At 75.4% G+C, this 17,384-nt stretch carries 17 protein-coding genes; 6 read left to right on the forward strand and 11 right to left on the reverse strand.

Annotation, left to right across the window (positions count from 1 at the left end):
- Nucleotides 1-35: 35 nt before the first annotated feature.
- The 3 genes from K8Z61_RS14325 to K8Z61_RS14335 form a co-directional block, all read right to left on the reverse strand.
- Complete coding sequence (locus K8Z61_RS14325) at nucleotides 36-395, reverse strand: NADH-quinone oxidoreductase subunit A (RefSeq protein ID WP_224130563.1); 360 nt, start codon at nucleotides 393-395, stop codon at nucleotides 36-38.
- Nucleotides 396-848: 453 nt separating this feature from the next.
- On the reverse strand, nucleotides 849-1,538 hold the full coding sequence (locus K8Z61_RS14330) for a demethylmenaquinone methyltransferase (protein ID WP_224130564.1): 690 nt from the start codon (nucleotides 1,536-1,538) through the stop codon (nucleotides 849-851).
- Nucleotides 1,539-1,543: 5 nt separating this feature from the next.
- Nucleotides 1,544-2,221, reverse strand: coding sequence for a hypothetical protein (locus K8Z61_RS14335; protein WP_224130565.1), 678 nt, complete (start codon nucleotides 2,219-2,221; stop codon nucleotides 1,544-1,546).
- A gap of 110 nt (nucleotides 2,222-2,331) precedes the next feature.
- Between K8Z61_RS14335 and K8Z61_RS14340 the strand changes: the two genes are divergently transcribed.
- Together K8Z61_RS14340 and K8Z61_RS14345 are read left to right on the forward strand one after the other, a co-directional pair.
- Nucleotides 2,332-3,597: an isochorismate synthase MenF gene (locus K8Z61_RS14340; RefSeq protein WP_224130566.1), complete on the forward strand. Its 1,266-nt coding sequence runs from the start codon at nucleotides 2,332-2,334 to the stop codon at nucleotides 3,595-3,597.
- 123 nt (nucleotides 3,598-3,720) lie between these two features.
- A complete protein-coding gene (locus K8Z61_RS14345; protein ID WP_224130567.1) occupies nucleotides 3,721-5,313 on the forward strand; it encodes a hypothetical protein in 1,593 nt (530 codons plus the stop codon).
- Here the strand turns inward: K8Z61_RS14345 and K8Z61_RS14350 are convergent.
- Nucleotides 5,271-5,924: an MBL fold metallo-hydrolase gene (locus K8Z61_RS14350; RefSeq protein ID WP_224130568.1), complete on the reverse strand. Its 654-nt coding sequence runs from the start codon at nucleotides 5,922-5,924 to the stop codon at nucleotides 5,271-5,273. The two genes, K8Z61_RS14345 and K8Z61_RS14350, sit on opposite strands and share 43 nt — an antisense overlap.
- Nucleotides 5,925-6,028: 104 nt before the next feature.
- Here K8Z61_RS14350 and K8Z61_RS14355 point away from each other — a divergent pair, with 104 nt between their 5' ends.
- Nucleotides 6,029-6,412: a hypothetical protein gene (locus K8Z61_RS14355; RefSeq protein WP_224130569.1), complete on the forward strand. Its 384-nt coding sequence runs from the start codon at nucleotides 6,029-6,031 to the stop codon at nucleotides 6,410-6,412.
- Between the two features lie 54 nt (nucleotides 6,413-6,466).
- On the opposite strand, the gene purB is transcribed toward K8Z61_RS14355, so the two are convergent.
- The 4 genes from purB to K8Z61_RS14375 all read right to left on the reverse strand — a co-directional run bounded on the left by purB (nucleotide 6,467) and on the right by K8Z61_RS14375 (nucleotide 11,262).
- On the reverse strand, nucleotides 6,467-7,885 hold the full coding sequence (gene purB / locus K8Z61_RS14360; RefSeq protein WP_224130570.1) for an adenylosuccinate lyase: 1,419 nt from the start codon (nucleotides 7,883-7,885) through the stop codon (nucleotides 6,467-6,469).
- 79 nt (nucleotides 7,886-7,964) lie between these two features.
- Nucleotides 7,965-8,498 (reverse strand): Uma2 family endonuclease, encoded by a 534-nt coding sequence (locus K8Z61_RS14365; RefSeq protein ID WP_224130571.1) that lies wholly within the window; start codon nucleotides 8,496-8,498, stop codon nucleotides 7,965-7,967.
- 138 nt (nucleotides 8,499-8,636) lie between these two features.
- Nucleotides 8,637-9,896, reverse strand: a complete 1,260-nt coding sequence (purD, locus tag K8Z61_RS14370; RefSeq protein WP_224130572.1) for a phosphoribosylamine--glycine ligase — start codon at nucleotides 9,894-9,896, stop codon at nucleotides 8,637-8,639.
- Between the two features lie 67 nt (nucleotides 9,897-9,963).
- On the reverse strand, nucleotides 9,964-11,262 hold the full coding sequence (locus tag K8Z61_RS14375) for an adenylosuccinate synthase (protein WP_224130573.1): 1,299 nt from the start codon (nucleotides 11,260-11,262) through the stop codon (nucleotides 9,964-9,966).
- A gap of 176 nt (nucleotides 11,263-11,438) precedes the next feature.
- Here K8Z61_RS14375 and K8Z61_RS19375 point away from each other — a divergent pair, with 176 nt between their 5' ends.
- A complete protein-coding gene (locus K8Z61_RS19375) occupies nucleotides 11,439-12,401 on the forward strand; it encodes a diacylglycerol kinase family protein (protein WP_224130574.1) in 963 nt (320 codons plus the stop codon).
- Here the strand turns inward: K8Z61_RS19375 and K8Z61_RS19380 are convergent.
- Nucleotides 12,398-12,685 carry a helix-turn-helix transcriptional regulator gene (locus tag K8Z61_RS19380; protein ID WP_308116788.1) on the reverse strand — a complete coding sequence of 96 codons (288 nt, stop codon included), beginning with the start codon at nucleotides 12,683-12,685 and terminating at the stop codon, nucleotides 12,398-12,400. The two genes, K8Z61_RS19375 and K8Z61_RS19380, sit on opposite strands and share 4 nt — an antisense overlap.
- A gap of 15 nt (nucleotides 12,686-12,700) precedes the next feature.
- On the reverse strand, nucleotides 12,701-13,393 hold the full coding sequence (locus K8Z61_RS14390) for a hypothetical protein (RefSeq protein ID WP_224130575.1): 693 nt from the start codon (nucleotides 13,391-13,393) through the stop codon (nucleotides 12,701-12,703).
- A 68-nt stretch (nucleotides 13,394-13,461) separates the two neighbouring features.
- Between K8Z61_RS14390 and lysS the strand changes: the two genes are divergently transcribed.
- Nucleotides 13,462-15,222: a lysine--tRNA ligase gene (gene lysS / locus K8Z61_RS14395; RefSeq protein WP_224130576.1), complete on the forward strand. Its 1,761-nt coding sequence runs from the start codon at nucleotides 13,462-13,464 to the stop codon at nucleotides 15,220-15,222.
- Nucleotides 15,223-15,339: 117 nt separating this feature from the next.
- Here lysS and K8Z61_RS14400 read toward each other — a convergent pair whose 3' ends face one another.
- Complete coding sequence (locus K8Z61_RS14400; RefSeq protein WP_224130577.1) at nucleotides 15,340-15,759, reverse strand: DUF3151 domain-containing protein; 420 nt, start codon at nucleotides 15,757-15,759, stop codon at nucleotides 15,340-15,342.
- A gap of 55 nt (nucleotides 15,760-15,814) precedes the next feature.
- Here K8Z61_RS14400 and K8Z61_RS14405 point away from each other — a divergent pair, with 55 nt between their 5' ends.
- Entirely contained in the window at nucleotides 15,815-17,308 is a 1,494-nt protein-coding gene (locus K8Z61_RS14405; protein ID WP_224130578.1) for a DHA2 family efflux MFS transporter permease subunit, read from the forward strand.
- Nucleotides 17,309-17,384 lie beyond the last annotated feature (76 nt).

Genomic DNA, 17,384 nt, shown 5'->3' on the forward strand with positions numbered 1-17,384 from the left:
GGTGCGGGTGTGCGGGGTGCGGGTGCGCGGACGGGTCAGTCCCAGTCGAGGCCGCCGCGGCGCCACACGTAGACGTAGGCGATGAAGACCGTGGCGACGAAGAGCGCCATCTCGACCAGGCCGAAGGCCCGCATGGCGTCGAGGTGCAGCGCGAACGGGTAGAGGAACGCGATCTCGATGTCGAAGACGATGAAGAGCATCGCGGTCAGGAAGTACTTGACCGGGAAGCGACCGCCGCCGACGGGCTGCGGCGTCGGCTCGATGCCGCACTCGTAGGAGTCGAGCTTCGCCCGGTTGTAGCGCTTCGGCCCGACGTTGAGGCTGGTGATGATCGAGAAGATCGCGAACCCTGCGGCCAGGCCGGCCAGGACCAGCACCGGGGTGTAGAGCTCCATGGGGCCTCCTCGTGACGGGAATCCGCGGTTTCTCACCCCTGTGATCTTGTGAAGAGAATCACTAAGTGGTGTGCGCCACATACTGCCACTGCACGGCGCGGGCCTCTACCCCTGGAGCGCGTGGCGTGTCGAAGAGTCCCGCGGGCGCGCCCGTCCGCCCCAGGGTCGGAGGACCCGAAGGGGGCGGACGTCGGTCCGTCCCGGAGTCGCGCCCGAGCCGAGTCGGGCGCCTTCCGTGACGCGCACGGCACCTCCCGGGGGCGTCCGGGGTGCCTCGCGCGTCAGGGAGCGTCGGGGTGGCCCGGGGGCCGGGGGGACCCCCCCCGCGGGGGGGGGGGGCCCCCCCCCCCCCCCCCCCCCGGGGGGGGGGGGGGGGGGCGGCGGGGGGGGGGGGGGGGGGTTCCCCCGGGCCCCGGGGCAACCCCGACGCTCCGTGACGGGCGACCCCCGAGCTCAGGCCCGCGCGCGGTGCAGGGCGACGATGCCGCCCGAGAGGTTGGAGAACTCCACGTCGGTCCAGCCGGCCTCGGCCACCAGACGGGCGAGGCCCTGCTGGTCGGGCCAGGCGCGGATGGACTCCGCGAGGTAGACGTAGGCGTCCGGCGCCGAGGAGACGGCGCGCGCGACGGCGGGCAGCGTCCGCATGAGGTACTCGAGGTACACGGTGCGGAACGCGCCGTTGGTCGGGTGGCTGAACTCGCACACCACCAGGCGGCCGCCGGGCCGCGTGACCCGGCGCAGCTCGCGCAGGCCGGCGAGCGGGTCGACGATGTTGCGCAGGCCGAAGGAGATCGTCACGGCGTCGAAGGCATCGTCGACGAACGGCAGCCGGGTGCCGTCGCCGGCGATGAACGGCAGGTGCCGGCGCGCCCGCTTCCCGACGCGCAGCATGCCGAGGGAGAAGTCGCACGGCACGACGGTGGCGCCGCGGTCGTGGAACGGCTCGCTGGAGGTGCCCGTGCCGGCCGCGAGGTCGAGCACCCGCTCGCCCGGACGCGGGTCGACGGCGTCGATCACGGCGCGCCGCCAGCGACGGTCCTGCCCGAGGGAGAGGACGTCGTTGGTGAGGTCGTAGCGCTTCGCGACCGTGTCGAACATCCGCTGGACGTCGGACGGCTGCTTGTCGAGATCGGCGCGGGCCACGGGGCTCAGCCCTTCGCGAGACCGTCGAGCAGGTCGACGACCTGCTGGCCGGTGAGCCCGTTGCCGATGCCGAGGTAGGTGCGCTCGCCGTGGCCCACCTGGCAGTAGACCGACTGCGGCACCTCGTTCGGGTCGACCGGCTGGCCCTGCGGCACGGCCTGCGCCCAGGCGAGGCTGCAGCGGCCGTCGCCGATCGACTCCAGGGAGTAGGTGCCGCGCGCGGCGCCGTAGGTGGCGGGGTCGGGCACGGGGCCCTGGGGCAGGAAGGGCCCGGCCGGGGCGTCGATGACGGTGACCGTGAGCTGGGTGCGCGTCTGCTGCTGGCCCTGCTGGGCCTGGCCCTGCGCCTGCGGGAGGACGTCGCCCTGGTAGGCGCGCAGCGCGACCGGGGCGTCGTACTGCCCCTCGAGCGCCTTCACCGCGGAGTCGCTGATCTGCTCCTGCTTGGAGAGGAACTCCTGGGCCTGCGCGGCGTCCTGGCCGCCGCCGTTCGCGGCGTCGCGCGCCACCAGCTCGACGGCCCGCAGACCGCCGGGAAGGGTGTCGGGCAGCGACGGTGCGCTGCCGGCCCCGTCGACCTTCGGCAGGCCGATGGCGAACCCGCCGAGCAGGACGAGCAGGACGACGCCGGCGGCGAGGCCGAGGAGGCCGGTGCGGGTGGCGGACGAGCGGGACGTGGTCACGGGGGTCGAGGGTATCGGCCGCGGCCAGCCCGCCCCCCGGCCGGTCCGGCGCCGCTCACCGTCCGCCCGGAGCGGGGGCGACCTGCGTCACGCACGTACGATCGTCGGATGTGACGACCCAGCCCGAGCCCCGCGTCCCCCTGGTCGCGCGCTCCGTGGTGCTCGACCACGCGCTGGGCTCGCTGCTCGACCTGCTCCCGGACGACTCGCCGCTGTGCTGGCTGCGGCGCGGCGAGGGCGTCGTCGGCTGGGGCCAGGCCGCCGTGCTGCGCACCCGCGGCGCCTCCCGGTTCGCCGACGCCGACGCCTGGTGGAGCGACGTCACCGCCCATGCGGTCGTGCGCGACGACGTCCGCCGTCCGGGCTCCGGGCTGGTGGCGTTCGGATCCTTCGCGTTCGCCGACGAGCCGGGCGACTCCGTGCTCGTCGTGCCCGAGGTGATCGTCGGACGCCGCGGCGGCGTCACCTGGCTCACCACCGTCAGCGTCGGGGGTCTGGACGCCGAGGCGCACCTCGCGCCGGCCGAGCCGCCCCGGGCGCCGGCCGCCGTCACCTTCGCGGACGGCGCGCTCGACGGGGAGCGCTGGATGGGCGCGGTGGCCGACGCCGTCGCACGGATCGGCCGCGGCGACCTGGAGAAGGTCGTGCTCGCCCGCGACCTCGTCGCGACCGCCGCGGAGCCGGTCGACGTCCGCTGGCCGCTGCGGCAGCTGGCGTCCTCGTACCCCATGTGCTGGACGTTCCACGTCGACGGCCTCTTCGGCGCGACGCCCGAGATGCTCCTGCGCCGCGAGCGCGGCCTGGTGACCTCGCGGGTGCTGGCCGGCACGATCCGACGCACCGGCGACGACCAGCACGACCTCGCCCTGGCCGCCCAGCTGGCGCACTCCTCGAAGGACCTCGAGGAGCACGAGTACGCCGTCCGCTCGGTCGCCGACGCGCTCGGCCCCTACTGCTCGTCGATGAACGTGCCCGAGACCCCGTTCGTGCTGCACCTGCCGAACGTCCTGCACCTGGCCAGCGACGTCGCGGGCGTCGTCGACGACGACGCCTCCTCGCTGCGCCTGGCCGAGGCGCTGCACCCCTCGGCGGCCGTCGGCGGCACGCCCACCGCCGTGGCGGTCGCGCTGATCGAGGAGCTCGAGCGGATGGACCGCGGACGCTACGCCGGACCGGTCGGCTGGATCGACGCCTCCGGCGACGGCGAGTGGGGCCTCGCGCTGCGCTCGGGGCTGGTCGAGGGCGACGCCGTGCGGCTCTTCGCCGGCTGCGGCATCGTCGGCGCCTCCGACCCCGAGGCCGAGCTCGCCGAGACCCAGTCGAAGTTCGTGCCCGTGCGCGACGCGATCACCAGCGGCGCCTCGACTCCCGCGTAGCACCAGACCCGCGGCCGGGCCGACCGGTCTGGACCGGTCGGCCCCGGGCGCTCCCGTCCCGGCGCGTCCACGGTCGTCCTCGGGCACAGTGGGACGCGATCGCTCCCGTCGCTCCGAGGTCCCGTGCGTCACCCCTCCCCCGGCTCGTCCTCCAGACTCTCCCCGGCCGCCGCCCGGCCGGCCGCGCCGCCCCGCCCCGGCGGACCGCTCGCGGCCCTCGGCGCCGGGGCGCTCGTCGCCGTGACCCTGGTCGGCGTCCTGGTCGTCGTCCTGGTCGCGGTCCTGGTCGCGCCGGCCACGGCCGCGAGCCCGGACGGTCGGCCCGACCCGGGGGAGGCCGCGGCGGGCATCACCGACGGCACCGCGTTCTCGACCTCCGGGGCGGGCGTGCTCCCCGACCCGGCCGGCACACGCGACTGGACCTTCGCCGACGTCGACGCCGCCGGGCGGCCCTTCCGCTGGGACCCCTGCCGGCCGCTGACCTACCGCATCGCCCTCAACGGGGCGCCCTGGCCGGAGGCGCGGCGCGTGCGCTCGGCGATGGCGAGCCTGGGCCGCGCCCTCGGCGTGCGCACGGTCTTCCGCGGCTCGACGACCTTCGTGCCCGACACGCTGCGCGTGCCGCCTGGGGTGGGCGCCGACGTCGTCGTCGCCTTCGCCCGCCCCGGCGCCGGGGAGCGGCGCAGCCGGCTGCTCGGCGGCGACGCCGCGGCCCGGGCCGGGTTCTCGCTCGACGGCGCGAGAGCGACCGCTCCCGACCGCGGCGCCACCGGCCGGCTCGCCGCGCCCGGCCCCGCGCTGCGCCCCGTGATCCGCAGCGGCGCGGTGGTCGTCTCGCTCGACGGGCTGGCGGACTACACGCCGCGGATGCGCCGCGCGCTGTACCTGCACGAGCTGGGGCACGTGGTGGGGCTCGGCCACGCGCGCGGCGTCGGCCAGATCATGCACCGTGGGCTGCTCCGCGACCCGCCCGCCGACTGGTCGCGCTCGGACCGCGCGGGCCTGCGTCGCCTCGGCCGCGCCGCCGGCTGCCTCGAGCCGCCGCAGGTCGACGCACCGCCGGCCGTCCGGCTGGTCGGCACGCGGGTGGGGCTCGCGGCCCCGTGGGTCCGCTCCCGCTCCGGCCGAGTGCTGCACCTGCCGTCCCTGACGCCCGTCCCCGGGTCGCCCAGGTCGCCCGGGTCGCCGTCGACGCCGCCGGTGACCGGGGCGCGCTTCACCGGGGCGCGGACGACGAGCCTCGACTGGACCCGTGCCGTGGTGCCGACCCGGTTCGTCGAGGACAGGGTGCGCCGGCTCGAGGCCCGCCTGGTGGTGCGCAACGACGTCGGCGAGACCGCCACGCCCGACGCCGTCGTCGCGCTGCCCGAGCCGACCTACCGGCCCACCCGGCCGCGGGTGCTCGTGGACGAGCGCTCGGTGCGGCTGCCCGACGTCCCGGCCTACTACGGCGACACCGACGTGATCGCGGGCGAGCGGTCGAGGGCGACGACCGGCACGGTCACGCTGCGCCTCGTGTACCGCGACGGCTCGGTCGGCACCGCCGCCCTCGGGGACGGCGACGTGCTCTACCTCGGCGCGCCCGTGCTGCGCGTGGAGGCCCGCGGTGCGGTGACGTACGGCGGCGCAGCGCGTCCGCACGTCGTGGACTACACCGGCACGGTGCGGCCCGCTCAGAGCGCCGGCAGGTCGGCGCCCTCCGGGATGCGGGAGTAGGCGATGCCGAGGTCGGGCAGGAAGGCGCCCATGTGCTGGTCGATGACGCCGAGGCCGAGCTCGGAGTAGACGCGGTCGTGGATCGCCAGGGTGCGGGGCGCGGCCACGGCGCGGGCGAAGTCGACGGCCTCCGACGCCTTGAGCCACGGGGCGGAGACCGGCGCGCACAGCACGTCGACGGGCTCGCCGGGCTCGGTCAGCGCGTCGCCGGGGTGGTAGACGCGCTCGTCCCCGCAGGTGACGACGTAGCCGGAGTTGTCGAAGCGCGGCAGCTCCGGATGGATGACCGCGTGCCGCTCGCCGACGACGCGCACCGGGAGCCCGGCGGCCTCCAGCCGCTCGCCCGGCGCGACCACGGTGACCCGCTCGGCGACGTCGGGGGCCTCCTCGCGAATGCGGGCGGCGACCGCGCCGATCGTCCAGATCGGGGCGTCGGTGCGGCGCAGGTGGTCGACCAGGTAGTGGTCGGGGTGCTCGTGGGTGAGCAGCACGGCGTGGGCGCCGTCGAGGGCGTCGGCGGCGGCGTCGGTGAACGCGCCGGGGTCGAGCACCAGCACGCGTCCCTCGTGCTCGATCCGGACGCAGGCGTGGCCGAACTTCGTGATCCGCATGCCGGCAACCGTAGCCAGGCCCGGGAGCGGCGAGGCCCGCCCGGCAGACCGCCCGGCGGGACGGCCCCTTGTCCGTCGCGCGTTCGGTGGGGAGGCTGGAGGGCATGCGCCGCGAACCGCACGAGAACGTGGCGACCGTCCTGGTCGACCCGCGGGTGCTGCGCGACCTCGGCGCCCACCTCGCCACGCTCGACCTGTGGGTCTGGCCCGTCGCGACCGCCCCGGTGTACGTCGACGGGCCGCGGGCGGCGTTCCAGATCCGCCGCCGCATGCTGGCCGCGAAGCGCGGCGCCTGGGACGACGCCGCCGACTGGACGCCGGTGTGGGTCGCCTTCGGCGAGTCGTGGCAGAAGGGCGCCGAGCCGCTGCCGTGGGCCGCGCACCGCGAGCTCTGGGACGCCCTGGAGACCTACGGCGACCGCGTGCGCTATCGCCTGGGCCTGGGCGGCATCCCGCGCCTGAGCGTGCCGCGGGAGCTCAGCGCCTGACCGCCCGACCGCCCGACCGCCTGGCGGTCCCGCGCGCAGGCGTCGGCCGGGGCCTCAGAGGATGTCGCCCGGCGCGTAGGCGGCGGCCTCGGGGTGGCGGGACACCACGGCGGCGATCCGCCGGCAGACCTCCTGGGTCTGCGCGACCGCCGCGCCGGTGAAGGCGATCGGCTCGGCCACCAGCGCGTCGATCTGGTCGCGGGAGAGCCCGAGTCGCGGGTCGGCCGCCAGCCGCTCGTAGAGGTCGTTGACGGCCAGGCCCTGGCGCATCTCCAGGGCGACGCCGACGGCGTGCTCCTTGATCGCCTCGTGGGCCGACTCGCGTCCGACCCCGTTGCGCACCGCGCTCATCAGCACCTTGGTGGTGGCCAGGAACGGCAGGTAGCGGTCGAGCTCGCGCTGGATCACGGCCGGGAACGCGCCGAACTCGTCGAGCACCGTCAGGAAGGTCTGGAAGAGGCCGTCGGCGGCGAAGAAGGCGTCGGGCAGCGCGACGCGACGCACCACCGAGCACGACACGTCGCCCTCGTTCCACTGGTCGCCGGCGAGCTCGCCGACCATCGCGAGGTAGCCGCGCAGGACGACCGCGAGGCCGTTGACCCGCTCGCAGGAGCGGGTGTTCATCTTGTGCGGCATCGCCGAGGAGCCGACCTGGCCCTCCTTGAAGCCCTCGGTGACCAGCTCGATGCCGGCCATCAGCCGGATCGTCGTCGCGAGGTTGGACGGCGCCGCGACGAGCTGGACCAGCGAGGAGAGCACGTCGAAGTCGAGCGAGCGCGGGTAGACCTGGCCGACGCTGGTGAGCACCCGCACGAACCCGAGGTGGGCGGCGACCCGCTGCTCGAGATCGGCGAGCCGCGACTCGTCGCCGTCGAGCAGGTCGAGCATGTCCTGCGCGGTGCCGACCGGGCCCTTGATGCCGCGCAGCGGGTAGCGGGCCAGCAGGTCCTCGACTCGCTCGAGCGCCACGAGCAGCTCGTCGGCGACGGTCGCGAACCGCTTGCCGAGCGTGGTGGCCTGCGCGGCGACGTTGTGGGAGCGACCGGCCATCACGGTGGTCTCGTGCTCGGCGGCCAGCCGGCCGAGCCGGGCCAGCGCGGCCACGCCGCGGTCGCGCAGCAGGGCCAGCGACTCGCGCACCTGCAGCTGCTCGACGTTCTCGGTGAGGTCGCGCGAGGTCATGCCCTTGTGGATGTGCTCGTGGCCGGCCAGCGCGCAGAACTCCTCGATCCGCGCCTTGACGTCGTGGCGGGTGACGCGCTCGCGGGCGGCGATCGAGGCGAGGTCGACGCGGTCGACGACGGCCTCGTAGGCCTCGACCACGCCGTCGGGGACCTCGATGCCGAGGTCGCGCTGGGCCTTGAGCACGGCAATCCACAGCTGCCGCTCGAGCCGGATCTTGTGCTCCGGGCTCCAGATCTCGACGAGGTCGGCGGCGGCGTAGCGGGTGGCCAGGACGTTCGGGACGGTCACGGTGCGCAAGTCTCCCACGGGCGGACGCCGGGACCGGCCGAGCGCGGGGCGGCGGACGGTCGGCGCCGTCCGGGCGGCCTCAGCCGTCGAGGAGGTCGAGCAGGTCGGCGGCGACGACGCCGTGGGGCTCGATCGCGATCTCGGCCTGCGGCGTCGCGTCGTCGAGCCGCGCATGCGGCTGCCACCGCCCGTCGACGAGCCGCTGCACCTCCAGCGTGCGGGCGTCGGGATCGACGAGCCACAGCTGCGCGATGCCGGCTTCGGCGTACTCGGGCGCCTTGCGGAGGAGGTCCACGCTGCGCGTGCTGGGCGAGAGCACCTCGACGACGAGCACCGGCCGCTCGACGAACAGGCCCTCGAGCCTCGTGGTGGCGTAGGCGTCGGGGATGCGCACCCGGTCGGCCGGCAGCCGGACGTTGCCGGAGGTCGATCCGTAGAGCCCCGCGACGGCGTCGAACAGGTTCGCCAGCATCCGGGCGATGCGCTGGTGGCGCCAGCCGGGATCGGGGCTCACCACGACCACCCCGTCGACCCACTCGTGACGAGGATGCTCGGGGGTGGCGAGGTACTCCTCCCACGACATCGGGATGCGCTGCAGCTCCTCGACGGCCACGACGACCCCTCTCCCGACGGCTCCGACCACACGACCTCTCCTCCCATGATCACCCGGTGCGGGTGGCGAGGGAAGCGATCGTCGTCGGGGCCGCCGACGGTCCGGGGCCGTCCTCCACAGGCCCGTCGGACGGACGGCTCAGCGCAGGGAGGCGCCCTCGACGACGCCGAGCGGCTCGGCGGCGATGTCGGAGCGGCGCTGCTGGCCCGCGAAGGAGATGTGGTCGGCGGCCGCGTACGCGCGGGCGCGCGCCTCGGTGACGTCGCCGCCCACGGCCCGCACGGCCAGCACCCGTCCGCCGGCGGTGACGAGCGCGCCGTCGACCAGCGCGGTGCCGGCGTGGATGACGTCGGCGGTCTCGCGCGCGGCCTCGACGCCGCTGATGACGTCGCCCCTCGACGACGACTCGGGGTAGCCGGCCGAGGCCAGCACCACCGACACCGCGGCGCCGGCGGTGAACCGGGGCGGGTCGACGTCGTCGAGCCGGCCCGTGGCGGCGGCGTGCAGCAGCTCGCCGAGCGGGGACTCGAGCAGCGCGAGCACCGGCTGGACGTCGGGGTCGCCGAAGCGCACGTTGAACTCGATCACCCGCGGGCCGGCGGCCGTGAGGGCGAGGCCCACGTACAGGCAGCCGACGAACGGCGTGCCGCGGCGCGCCATCTCGTCGAGGGTCGGCTGCACGACCCGGGCGAGCACGAGGTCGGCGAGGTCGGGGTCGGCCCAGGTCAGCGGGGTGTAGGAGCCCATGCCGCCGGTGTTCGGACCCCGGCCGCCGTCGAAGATGCGCTTGAAGTCCTGCGCGGGCTGCAGGGCCCGCGCCGTCGTGCCGTCGCAGACCGCGAACAGCGAGCACTCCGGGCCGTCGAGGAACTCCTCGACGACGACCCGCTCGCAGCCCGCCGCGTGCGCCAGCGCCTCGGCGCGGTCGTTGGTGACGACCACGCCCTTGCCGGCGGCCAGCCCGTCGTCCTTGACGACGTGGGGGGCGCCGAAGGCGTCGAGCGCGGCGGCGACCTCGTCGGGGGTCGTGCAGACCCGCGCCCCGGCGGTCGGCACGCCCGCGGCGGCCATGACCTCCTTGGCGAACGCCTTGGAGCCCTCGAGCCGGGCCGCCTCGCGGGACGGGCCGAAGACCGCGACGCCCCGCGCGCGCACGGCGTCGGCGATGCCCGCCACCAGCGGGGCCTCCGGACCGACGACCACGAGGTCGACGCCGAGCCCCGCGGCCAGCGCGGCGACGCCCTCGGCGTCGAGCGGGTCGACGTCGTGCAGCGTCGCGAGCTCCCCGATGCCCGGGTTGCCCGGCGCCGCGTGCAGCGCCGTGACGCCGGGGTCGCGGGCGAGGGCGATCGTCAGGGCGTGCTCGCGGCCGCCCGTGCCGAGGACGAGGATCTTCACGGCGGGTCTCCTGGGATCGGGCCGGGCCGGCTCGGACGGCTCGGACGGCTCGGACGGCTCGGACGGCTCAGATGAGCGGGTGGCGCACCACGGTCGCGGCGCGGGACGGGCCGACGCCGACCGCCGAGATGCGGGCGCCCGACATCCGCTCGACGGCGGTGACGTAGTCCTGGGCGTTCTGCGGCAGGTCGTCGAACGTGCGGGCCTCGGAGATGTCCTCCCACCAGCCGGGCAGGTACTCGTAGATCGGCGTCGCGTGGTGGAAGTCGGACTGGCTCACCGGCATCTCGTCGTGGCGCACGCCGCCCACGTCGTAGGCGACGCAGACCGGCACCTGCTCCAGGCCGGTCAGCACGTCGAGCTTGGTGAGCACGAAGTCGGTGACGCCGTTGACCCGCGCCGCATACCGCGCGATGACGGTGTCGTACCAGCCGCAGCGGCGCGGACGGCCGGTGGTGGTGCCGTACTCGGCGCCGACCTTGCGCAGGTGCTCGCCCGCGTCGTCGAACAGCTCGGTCGGGAACGGCCCCTCGCCGACGCGGGTCGTGTAGGCCTTGACGATGCCGATGACCTGCTCGAGGCGGGTCGGGGGGATGCCCGAGCCGGTGCAGGCGCCGCCCGCGGTGGCCGAGGAGGAGGTGACGAACGGGTAGGTGCCGTGGTCGACGTCGAGCAGCGTCGCCTGGCCGGCCTCGAGCAGCACCGTCTCGCCGCGGTCGAGCGCCTGGTTGAGCAGCAGGCCGGTGTCGACGACGTAGGGCCGCAGCCGCTCGGCGTACTGCAGCAGCTCGGCGACGGTGTCGTCGACCGACGGCGCGCGGCGGTTGTAGATCTTGGCGAGCACCTGGCCCTTGAGCTCCAGCGCCCCCTCGACCTTCTGGCGCAGGATCGACTCGTCGAAGAGGTCCTGGACGCGGATGCCGACCCGGTTCATCTTGTCGGCGTAGGTGGGGCCGATGCCGCGACCGGTGGTGCCGAGGCGGCGCGAGCCGAGGAACCGCTCGGCGACCTTGTCGAGGGTGCGGTTGTAGTCGGCGATCACGTGCGCGTTGGCGCTGACCACCAGCCGCGAGGTGTCGACGCCGCGGGCCTCGAGCCCGTCGATCTCCTCGAACAGGACGCCGAGGTCGACCACGACGCCGTTGCCGATGACCGGGACGCAGCCGGGGGTGAGGATGCCGCTGGGCAGGAGATGGAGCGCGTACTTCTCCTGGCTGCCGTCGGGCTGGCCGATGACCACGGTGTGGCCGGCGTTGTTGCCGCCGTTGAACTTGACGACGTAGTCGACCGAGGAGCCGAGCAGGTCGGTGGCCTTGCCCTTCCCCTCGTCGCCCCACTGGGCGCCGATGATGGCGATGGCGGGCATGCGGACTCCTCGGCAGGGGCGGGGGCGCTGGACGGGCAAGCGGCGGACCGGCCTCTTGCGGCCCGAGGTTAACAGAGGGCGACGTCGGGGCTCCCGGTCGCGACGACCGGCGGACCCCGGTCCCGGGCCCGGGTGGAGGGGGTCGGGACGACGGGTCGCCCGGTAGCGTCCGAGCGGTGGAGCCCCTCGTCGTCATCACCAACGCGGCCGCCGGCGCCGGCGACGACGCCGCGCTCGAGCGGGCGCTCGCCGTGCTGCGCGAGGGCACCTCCGTCGAGGTGGCCGCCACCTCGGATGCCGGCGAGCTGAACGGCGTCCTGCACCGCGCGGGCTCGCGGCGGATCGTCGTGGCCGGCGGCGACGGCAGCATGCACGCGGTGGTCTCGGCGCTGCACCGCCGCGGCGAGCTCGGCGGCCGGGTGCTCGGACTGCTGCCGCTGGGCACCGGCAACGACTTCGCCCGCGGCCAGGGCCTGCCACTGGACCCCGCGGAGGCGGCGCGGGTGGTGCTCGAGGGCGAGGTCCGCCCGGTCGACCTGATCCTCGACGAGGTGGGCGAGGTGGTGGTCAACCACGTGCACGCGGGGGCCGGCGCGAACGCCAGCCGCCGGGGCGCGCGGTGGAAGTCGCGGCTGGGCGCGGTCCGTCTCGGACCCGTGAGCCTCAAGCGGCTGGGCTACCCGATCGGCGCCGCGATGACGGCGCTCGACCCGCCCGCCACCCGGCTGCGCATCGAGGTCGACGGCGAGGTGGTCGCCGACCTCGACCGTCCCGTCCTGATGGTCTCGGTGGCCAACGCCCCGAACGTCGGGGGCGGCACCGCGCTGGCCCCCGGCGCCGACCCCGAGGACGGCCGGCTCGACGTGCTGGTCTCCTTCGCGGTGGGGCCGGTGGCCCGCCTGGCCTACGTCGCCGGCCTGGTGGTCGGCCGCCACGGCGAGCGCGACGACACCTGGCAGGGCCGCGCGCGGAGCGTCCGCATCTCCGGCGAGGAGTTCTGGTGCTCCGCCGACGGCGAGATCTACGGCCCCGAGCGCCAGCGGACGTGGCGGATCGAGCCGGGCGCCTACGCGATGGTGCTGCCGCGGGCGTCCGACGGCTCGGGCGGCTCGGGCGGCTCGGGCGGCTCGGGCGGCTAGAGCCAGCCGCGCCGGACGGCCTCGACGCCCGCCTGGAAGCGCGACTCCGCGCCGAGCTCGGCCATCACGTCGGCCACCCGGCGGCGCACCGTGCGCAGGCTGACGCCGAGGAGCCGGGCGATCTGGTCGTCCTGGGCGCCGACGGCCAGCTGCTCGAGGATGAACTGGCGCAGGTCGTTGCGCGGGTCGTCGGGGGCGACGTCGACGGGCAGCGGGGCGGCGCGCTGCCACAGCGCGTCGAACCACAGCGTGAGGGCCTGGACCAGCCCGCGCTGGCGGATCAGCGAGCGCGGCTCGGCCTAGAAGCCGAGCGGCTCGGGGAGGATCGCGTGGGTCGGGCCGAGCACGAGCATCCGGGTCGGCAGGTCGGGCAGCAGCCGGATCTCCTCGCCCAGGCCGGCGCGGTGGGCCAGCGTGGCCGGGGCCTCGGCGAGCGCGCGCACGGGGTAGATCGCCCGCGAGCGGCGTCCGGACGCGAGCACCTCGGCGACGACGTCGGCCATGAGGTCCTCCGCCGGCGGGCGCCACTGGTCGGGTCGCAGCCACAGCAGGTCGCCGCTGCCCTCGGTGATCAGCCGGTGCAGCAGGGAGAGGGGGTCGCCGCCGGTGCTGATCTCGCCGTCGAGCGGCTGGAGCTCGCCGACGTCCTGGTCGGGCGGGCGCACCGGCGCGCTGCTGAGGTGCGGGATCGCCCGGACGACGTCCTCGAGCCGGCGGTGGGCGGTGGCGGCGCTGTCGGCGGCGTCGCGCAGGAACGCCGAGACCGCCTCCACCGGGGGCAGCACCTGCAGGACGCCGTCGTCCCCGATCTGCGCGAGCCCGCCGTCGAGCAGCGCCTCGAGGTCGCGACACAGCTCCTCGGGCGTGCGCCGCAGCTGCGCGGCGACCGCGTCGAGCGGCCGCCCGCTCTGCTGGCGGACCTGCTCGTAGAGCCGTGCGGCGGCGCGTGGGAAGCCCAGGGCCGAGATGACGGACTGCGCCGGAGCAGGCATTCCCGCAGGGTAGCGGGCCCCCGGCGGCGCTTCGTCCGAGGTCGAGGCGCTCGGCTAGCGTTCGCCCCATGGCCGATGGCACGACCGACCGCAGCCCGCACGCCGGCGAGACGCAGCGCTCGCGGCCCGAGCCCACCGACTGGGTCACCCGCGCCGCCGACGACGCCATCCGGCACGCCGGCGAGCTCGCCCCCGGCCAGGTCATCACGTGCGCTTCCGGCGCCAGCCCGTCCGGCCCCGTGCACCTGGGCAACCTGCGCGAGTTCCTCACCGTGCACTTCGTCGCCGAGGAGATCCGCCGCCGCGGCCTGCCGGTGCGGCACCTGCACAGCTGGGACGACTACGACCGCTTCCGCAAGGTGCCGGCCGGCGTCGACCCGTCGTGGAGCGACCACATCGGCCGTCCGCTCTCGGCCGTGCCCGACCCCGGCGGCTGCCACGTCTCCTGGGCCGAGCACTACAAGGAGCCGCTGCAGCGCTCGCTCGCCGAGCTCGGCGTCGAGATGGAGGAGGTCTCGCAGACCGAGCGGTACCGGGCCGGGGCCTACCGCGAGCAGATCCTCCACGCGGTCGCGCGGCGCGGCGAGATCGAGACCGTGCTCGCGCGCTACCGCACGAAGAAGGTCGAGCCCGAGGCGGCGCCCGAGGGGCTCGGCGCCGCGGAGCTGGAGTCCACCGCCGAGGACGACCTCGACGCCGCGACCTCCGGGGACTCCGGGGCCGACGACCTCGCCCGCTTCCCGTTCAAGCCGTACTGCCGGCAGTGCGGACGCGACACCACGGTCATCTCCGCCTACGACGACGACTCCGCCGACCTCGCCTACGCCTGCTCGGCGTGCGGCTTCGAGGGCGTCACGAACCTGCGCACACAGGACGAGGGCAAGCTGGTCTGGAAGGTCGACTGGCCGATGCGCTGGTCGGTCGAGGGCGTCGACTTCGAGCCCGGCGGCGTCGACCACGCCAGCCCCGGCTCGTCGTACACCGTCGGCAAGGACCTCGTCCGGCTCTTCGGCGGACGCGCGCCGTCGTTCGTCGGCTACTCCTTCGTCGGCGCCGGCGGCCAGGTGAAGATGTCGTCCTCGCGCGGCGGCGTGCCGACCGCGGCCGACGCGCTGCAGATCCTCGAGGCCCCGGTGCTGCGCTGGCTCTACGTCCGTCGCGCCCCCAAGCAGGCGTTCACGGTCGACTTCGGCCCCGAGGTCGTGCGGCTCTACGACGAGTGGGACTCGCTCGGCCGCAAGGCCGCCGACCCGCTCAAGCGGGACGCCCAGGTGCTGGCCTGGGAGCGCGCGTCGTCCACCTCGAGCGCGGGCACCCTGCCGACGCCGCGGGTCGTGGTGCCGTTCCGGCTGCTGTCCTCGGTGGCCGACGTGACCGCCGGCTCCGCCGAGCTGATCGGCCGGATCGTGGCCGACGTCGGCCACCCGCACGACGACGTCGCCGACCTCGAGCCGCGGCTGGGTCGCGCGATGACCTGGATGCACGACTACGTGCCCGAGGACGAGCGCACGACGGTGCGCGAGGAGCCCGACGTAGCCCGGCTGGCCGCGCTCGCGCCGGACGAGGCCGGCTGGCTGCGCCTGCTGCTGGAGCGGCTGCCGGACCGGCTCGACCTCGACGAGGTGACCACGCTCGTCTACGGCGTCCCGAAGCTCGGCCGCGGGCTCGCGCTCGACGACGCCCCCACCGAGGAGGTCAAGGCCGACCAGAAGCGGTTCTTCGGCCTGCTCTACCGGCTGCTGGTCGACGCCGACCGCGGCCCGCGCCTGCCCACGCTCTTCGTCGCGCTCGGCTCGGACGCCGTGCGTCGGCTGCTGACGCCGGCCTGACCGGGCGCGCCGCCAGCTTCCTCGGCTGACCGATGAAACTGGCGCCTGGCCGATGAAGCTTCATCGGACAGGCGCCAGTTTCGTGCGCTCAGCACCGGCCGGCGCCGCTGAGCGGGGTCAGCGGCCGCCGAGCAGCGCGTCGTAGCCCTCGGGGCTGGAGTCGTGCAGGAAGTCGGCGCACCGGTCGGCCTCGGGGGTCTCGCCGATCGCGCGCGCGGCCTGCGCGAGCAGGGCCAGACAGGTGAGGAAGCCGCGGTTGGGCTCGTGCGACCACGGCACCGGACCGTGGCCCTTCCAGCCGTTGCGGCGCAGCCGGTCGAGCGAGCGGTGGTACCCGACGCGGGCGAAGGCGTAGACGTCGAGGTCGTCGGCGCCGGCGTCCCGCGCCTCCTGCGCGACCGCGGCCCAGGCGGACGGCGACTCGGGCAGCTCGCGGGCGACGACGCGCGGCGCGGCGCCGTCGGCGAGGCGGGCGTCGGCGGGGTCCTCGGGGAGGTGGGTGGGCGGGGGGCCGGCCATCAGGTCCACAGGGGTCATGGCGCCATTGTGCGGGCCGGGAAGGAATGTCGGCGCGGGGGTGTTCCCTGATGCTGTGACCAGCGACGTGACCAGCCAGCCCACCGCGCCCCCGTCGTCCGCCCCCGGCGCGGCGGCCCGCGACCCCTGGCCCGCGCTCTTCGCGCTGTGCCTCGGGTTCTTCATGATCCTCGTCGACTCCACGATCGTCTCGGTCGCGACGCCGGCGATCATCGAGGACCTCGGCGCCGACGTGAACAGCGTCATCTGGGTCACCAGCGCGTACCTGCTCGCCTACGCCGTGCCGGTGCTGATCACCGGACGCCTCGGCGACCGGTTCGGTCCCAAGCGGCTCTACCTGGCCGGCCTGACGGTGTTCACGCTGGCCTCGCTGTGGTGCGGCCTGACGTCGACGGTCGAGGGGCTGATCGTCGCCCGCGTCGTGCAGGGCCTCGGCGCCTCGATGATCACGCCGCAGACGATGGCGATCATCACCCGCATCTTCCCGGCCGAGCGCCGCGGCAAGGCGATGGCGCTGTGGGGCGCCACGGCGGGCGTGGCCACGCTCGTCGGGCCGATCCTCGGCGGCGTGCTGGTCGACGCGCTGGGCTGGGAGTGGATCTTCTTCATCAACGTGCCGGTCGGCGTCATCGGCTTCGTCCTGGCCTGGCGCCTGGTGCCGACGCTCGAGACCCACCAGCGCCGGTTCGACTGGCTGGGCGTGGTGCTCAGCGGCGCGGGCATGTTCCTCATCGTCTTCGGCATCCAGGAGGGCCAGCGCGAGAGCTGGGCCGCCTGGATCTGGGCGATGATCGGCGCCGGCCTGCTGGTCTTCGCGCTGTTCGTCGCCTGGCAGGCGCGCACCCGCAGCGAGCCGCTGGTGCCGCTCGGCCTCTTCCGCGACCGCAACTTCTCGCTGGCCAACGTCGCGATCACCTCGATGGGCTTCGCGATCACCGCGCTGGCGTTCCCGCTGATGCTGTGGGCCCAGGCCGTCCGCGGCCTCTCCCCCACCCGGGCCGCCCTGCTGCTGGTGCCGATGGCGGTCATGTCGATCGTCCTGGCCCGCTTCGTCGGCGGTCTCACCGACCGCGTGCACCCGCGGCTGATCACCGGCTTCGGGTTCGCCGCCGGCATCGTCTCGATCGTGTGGCTCGCTGCGGAGATGACCCCGCGCGACTCGCTGTGGCTGCTCGTCCCGCCGATGGTGCTGCTGGGCATCGGCAACGCGTTCATCTGGGCGCCGAACAGCGCGACGGCCACCCGCAACCTGCCGGTGCAGCAGGCCGGCGCGGGGGCCGGCGTCTACAACGCCACCCGCCAGGTCGGCGCGGTGCTCGGCTCCGCGGCGATCGCGGCGCTGATCAGCGCGCGCCTCGCGGCCCAGGGTCTCGGCGGCTCCTTCGCCGGCGGCGAGGGCGCTGCGGGCGGACGCCTGCCCGACGTCGTCGCCTCGCCGTTCTCGACCGCGATGTCGCAGGCGATGCTGCTGCCGGCCGCCGTCCTGGTGGCCGGGCTGGTCGCCGCCGTGCTCTTCGAGCGCCCCCGTCACGCCGGCTTCGGCGGCTGAGCCGAGCCACCCCGCACCATCCCGGGCGCGCGCAGGCGTCCGGACGCACGACGGCCCCGGAGCGGCTCGCTCCGGG

Source organism: Nocardioides sp. TRM66260-LWL, from assembly GCF_020075545.1.
Lineage (GTDB): Bacteria > Actinomycetota > Actinomycetes > Propionibacteriales > Nocardioidaceae > Nocardioides.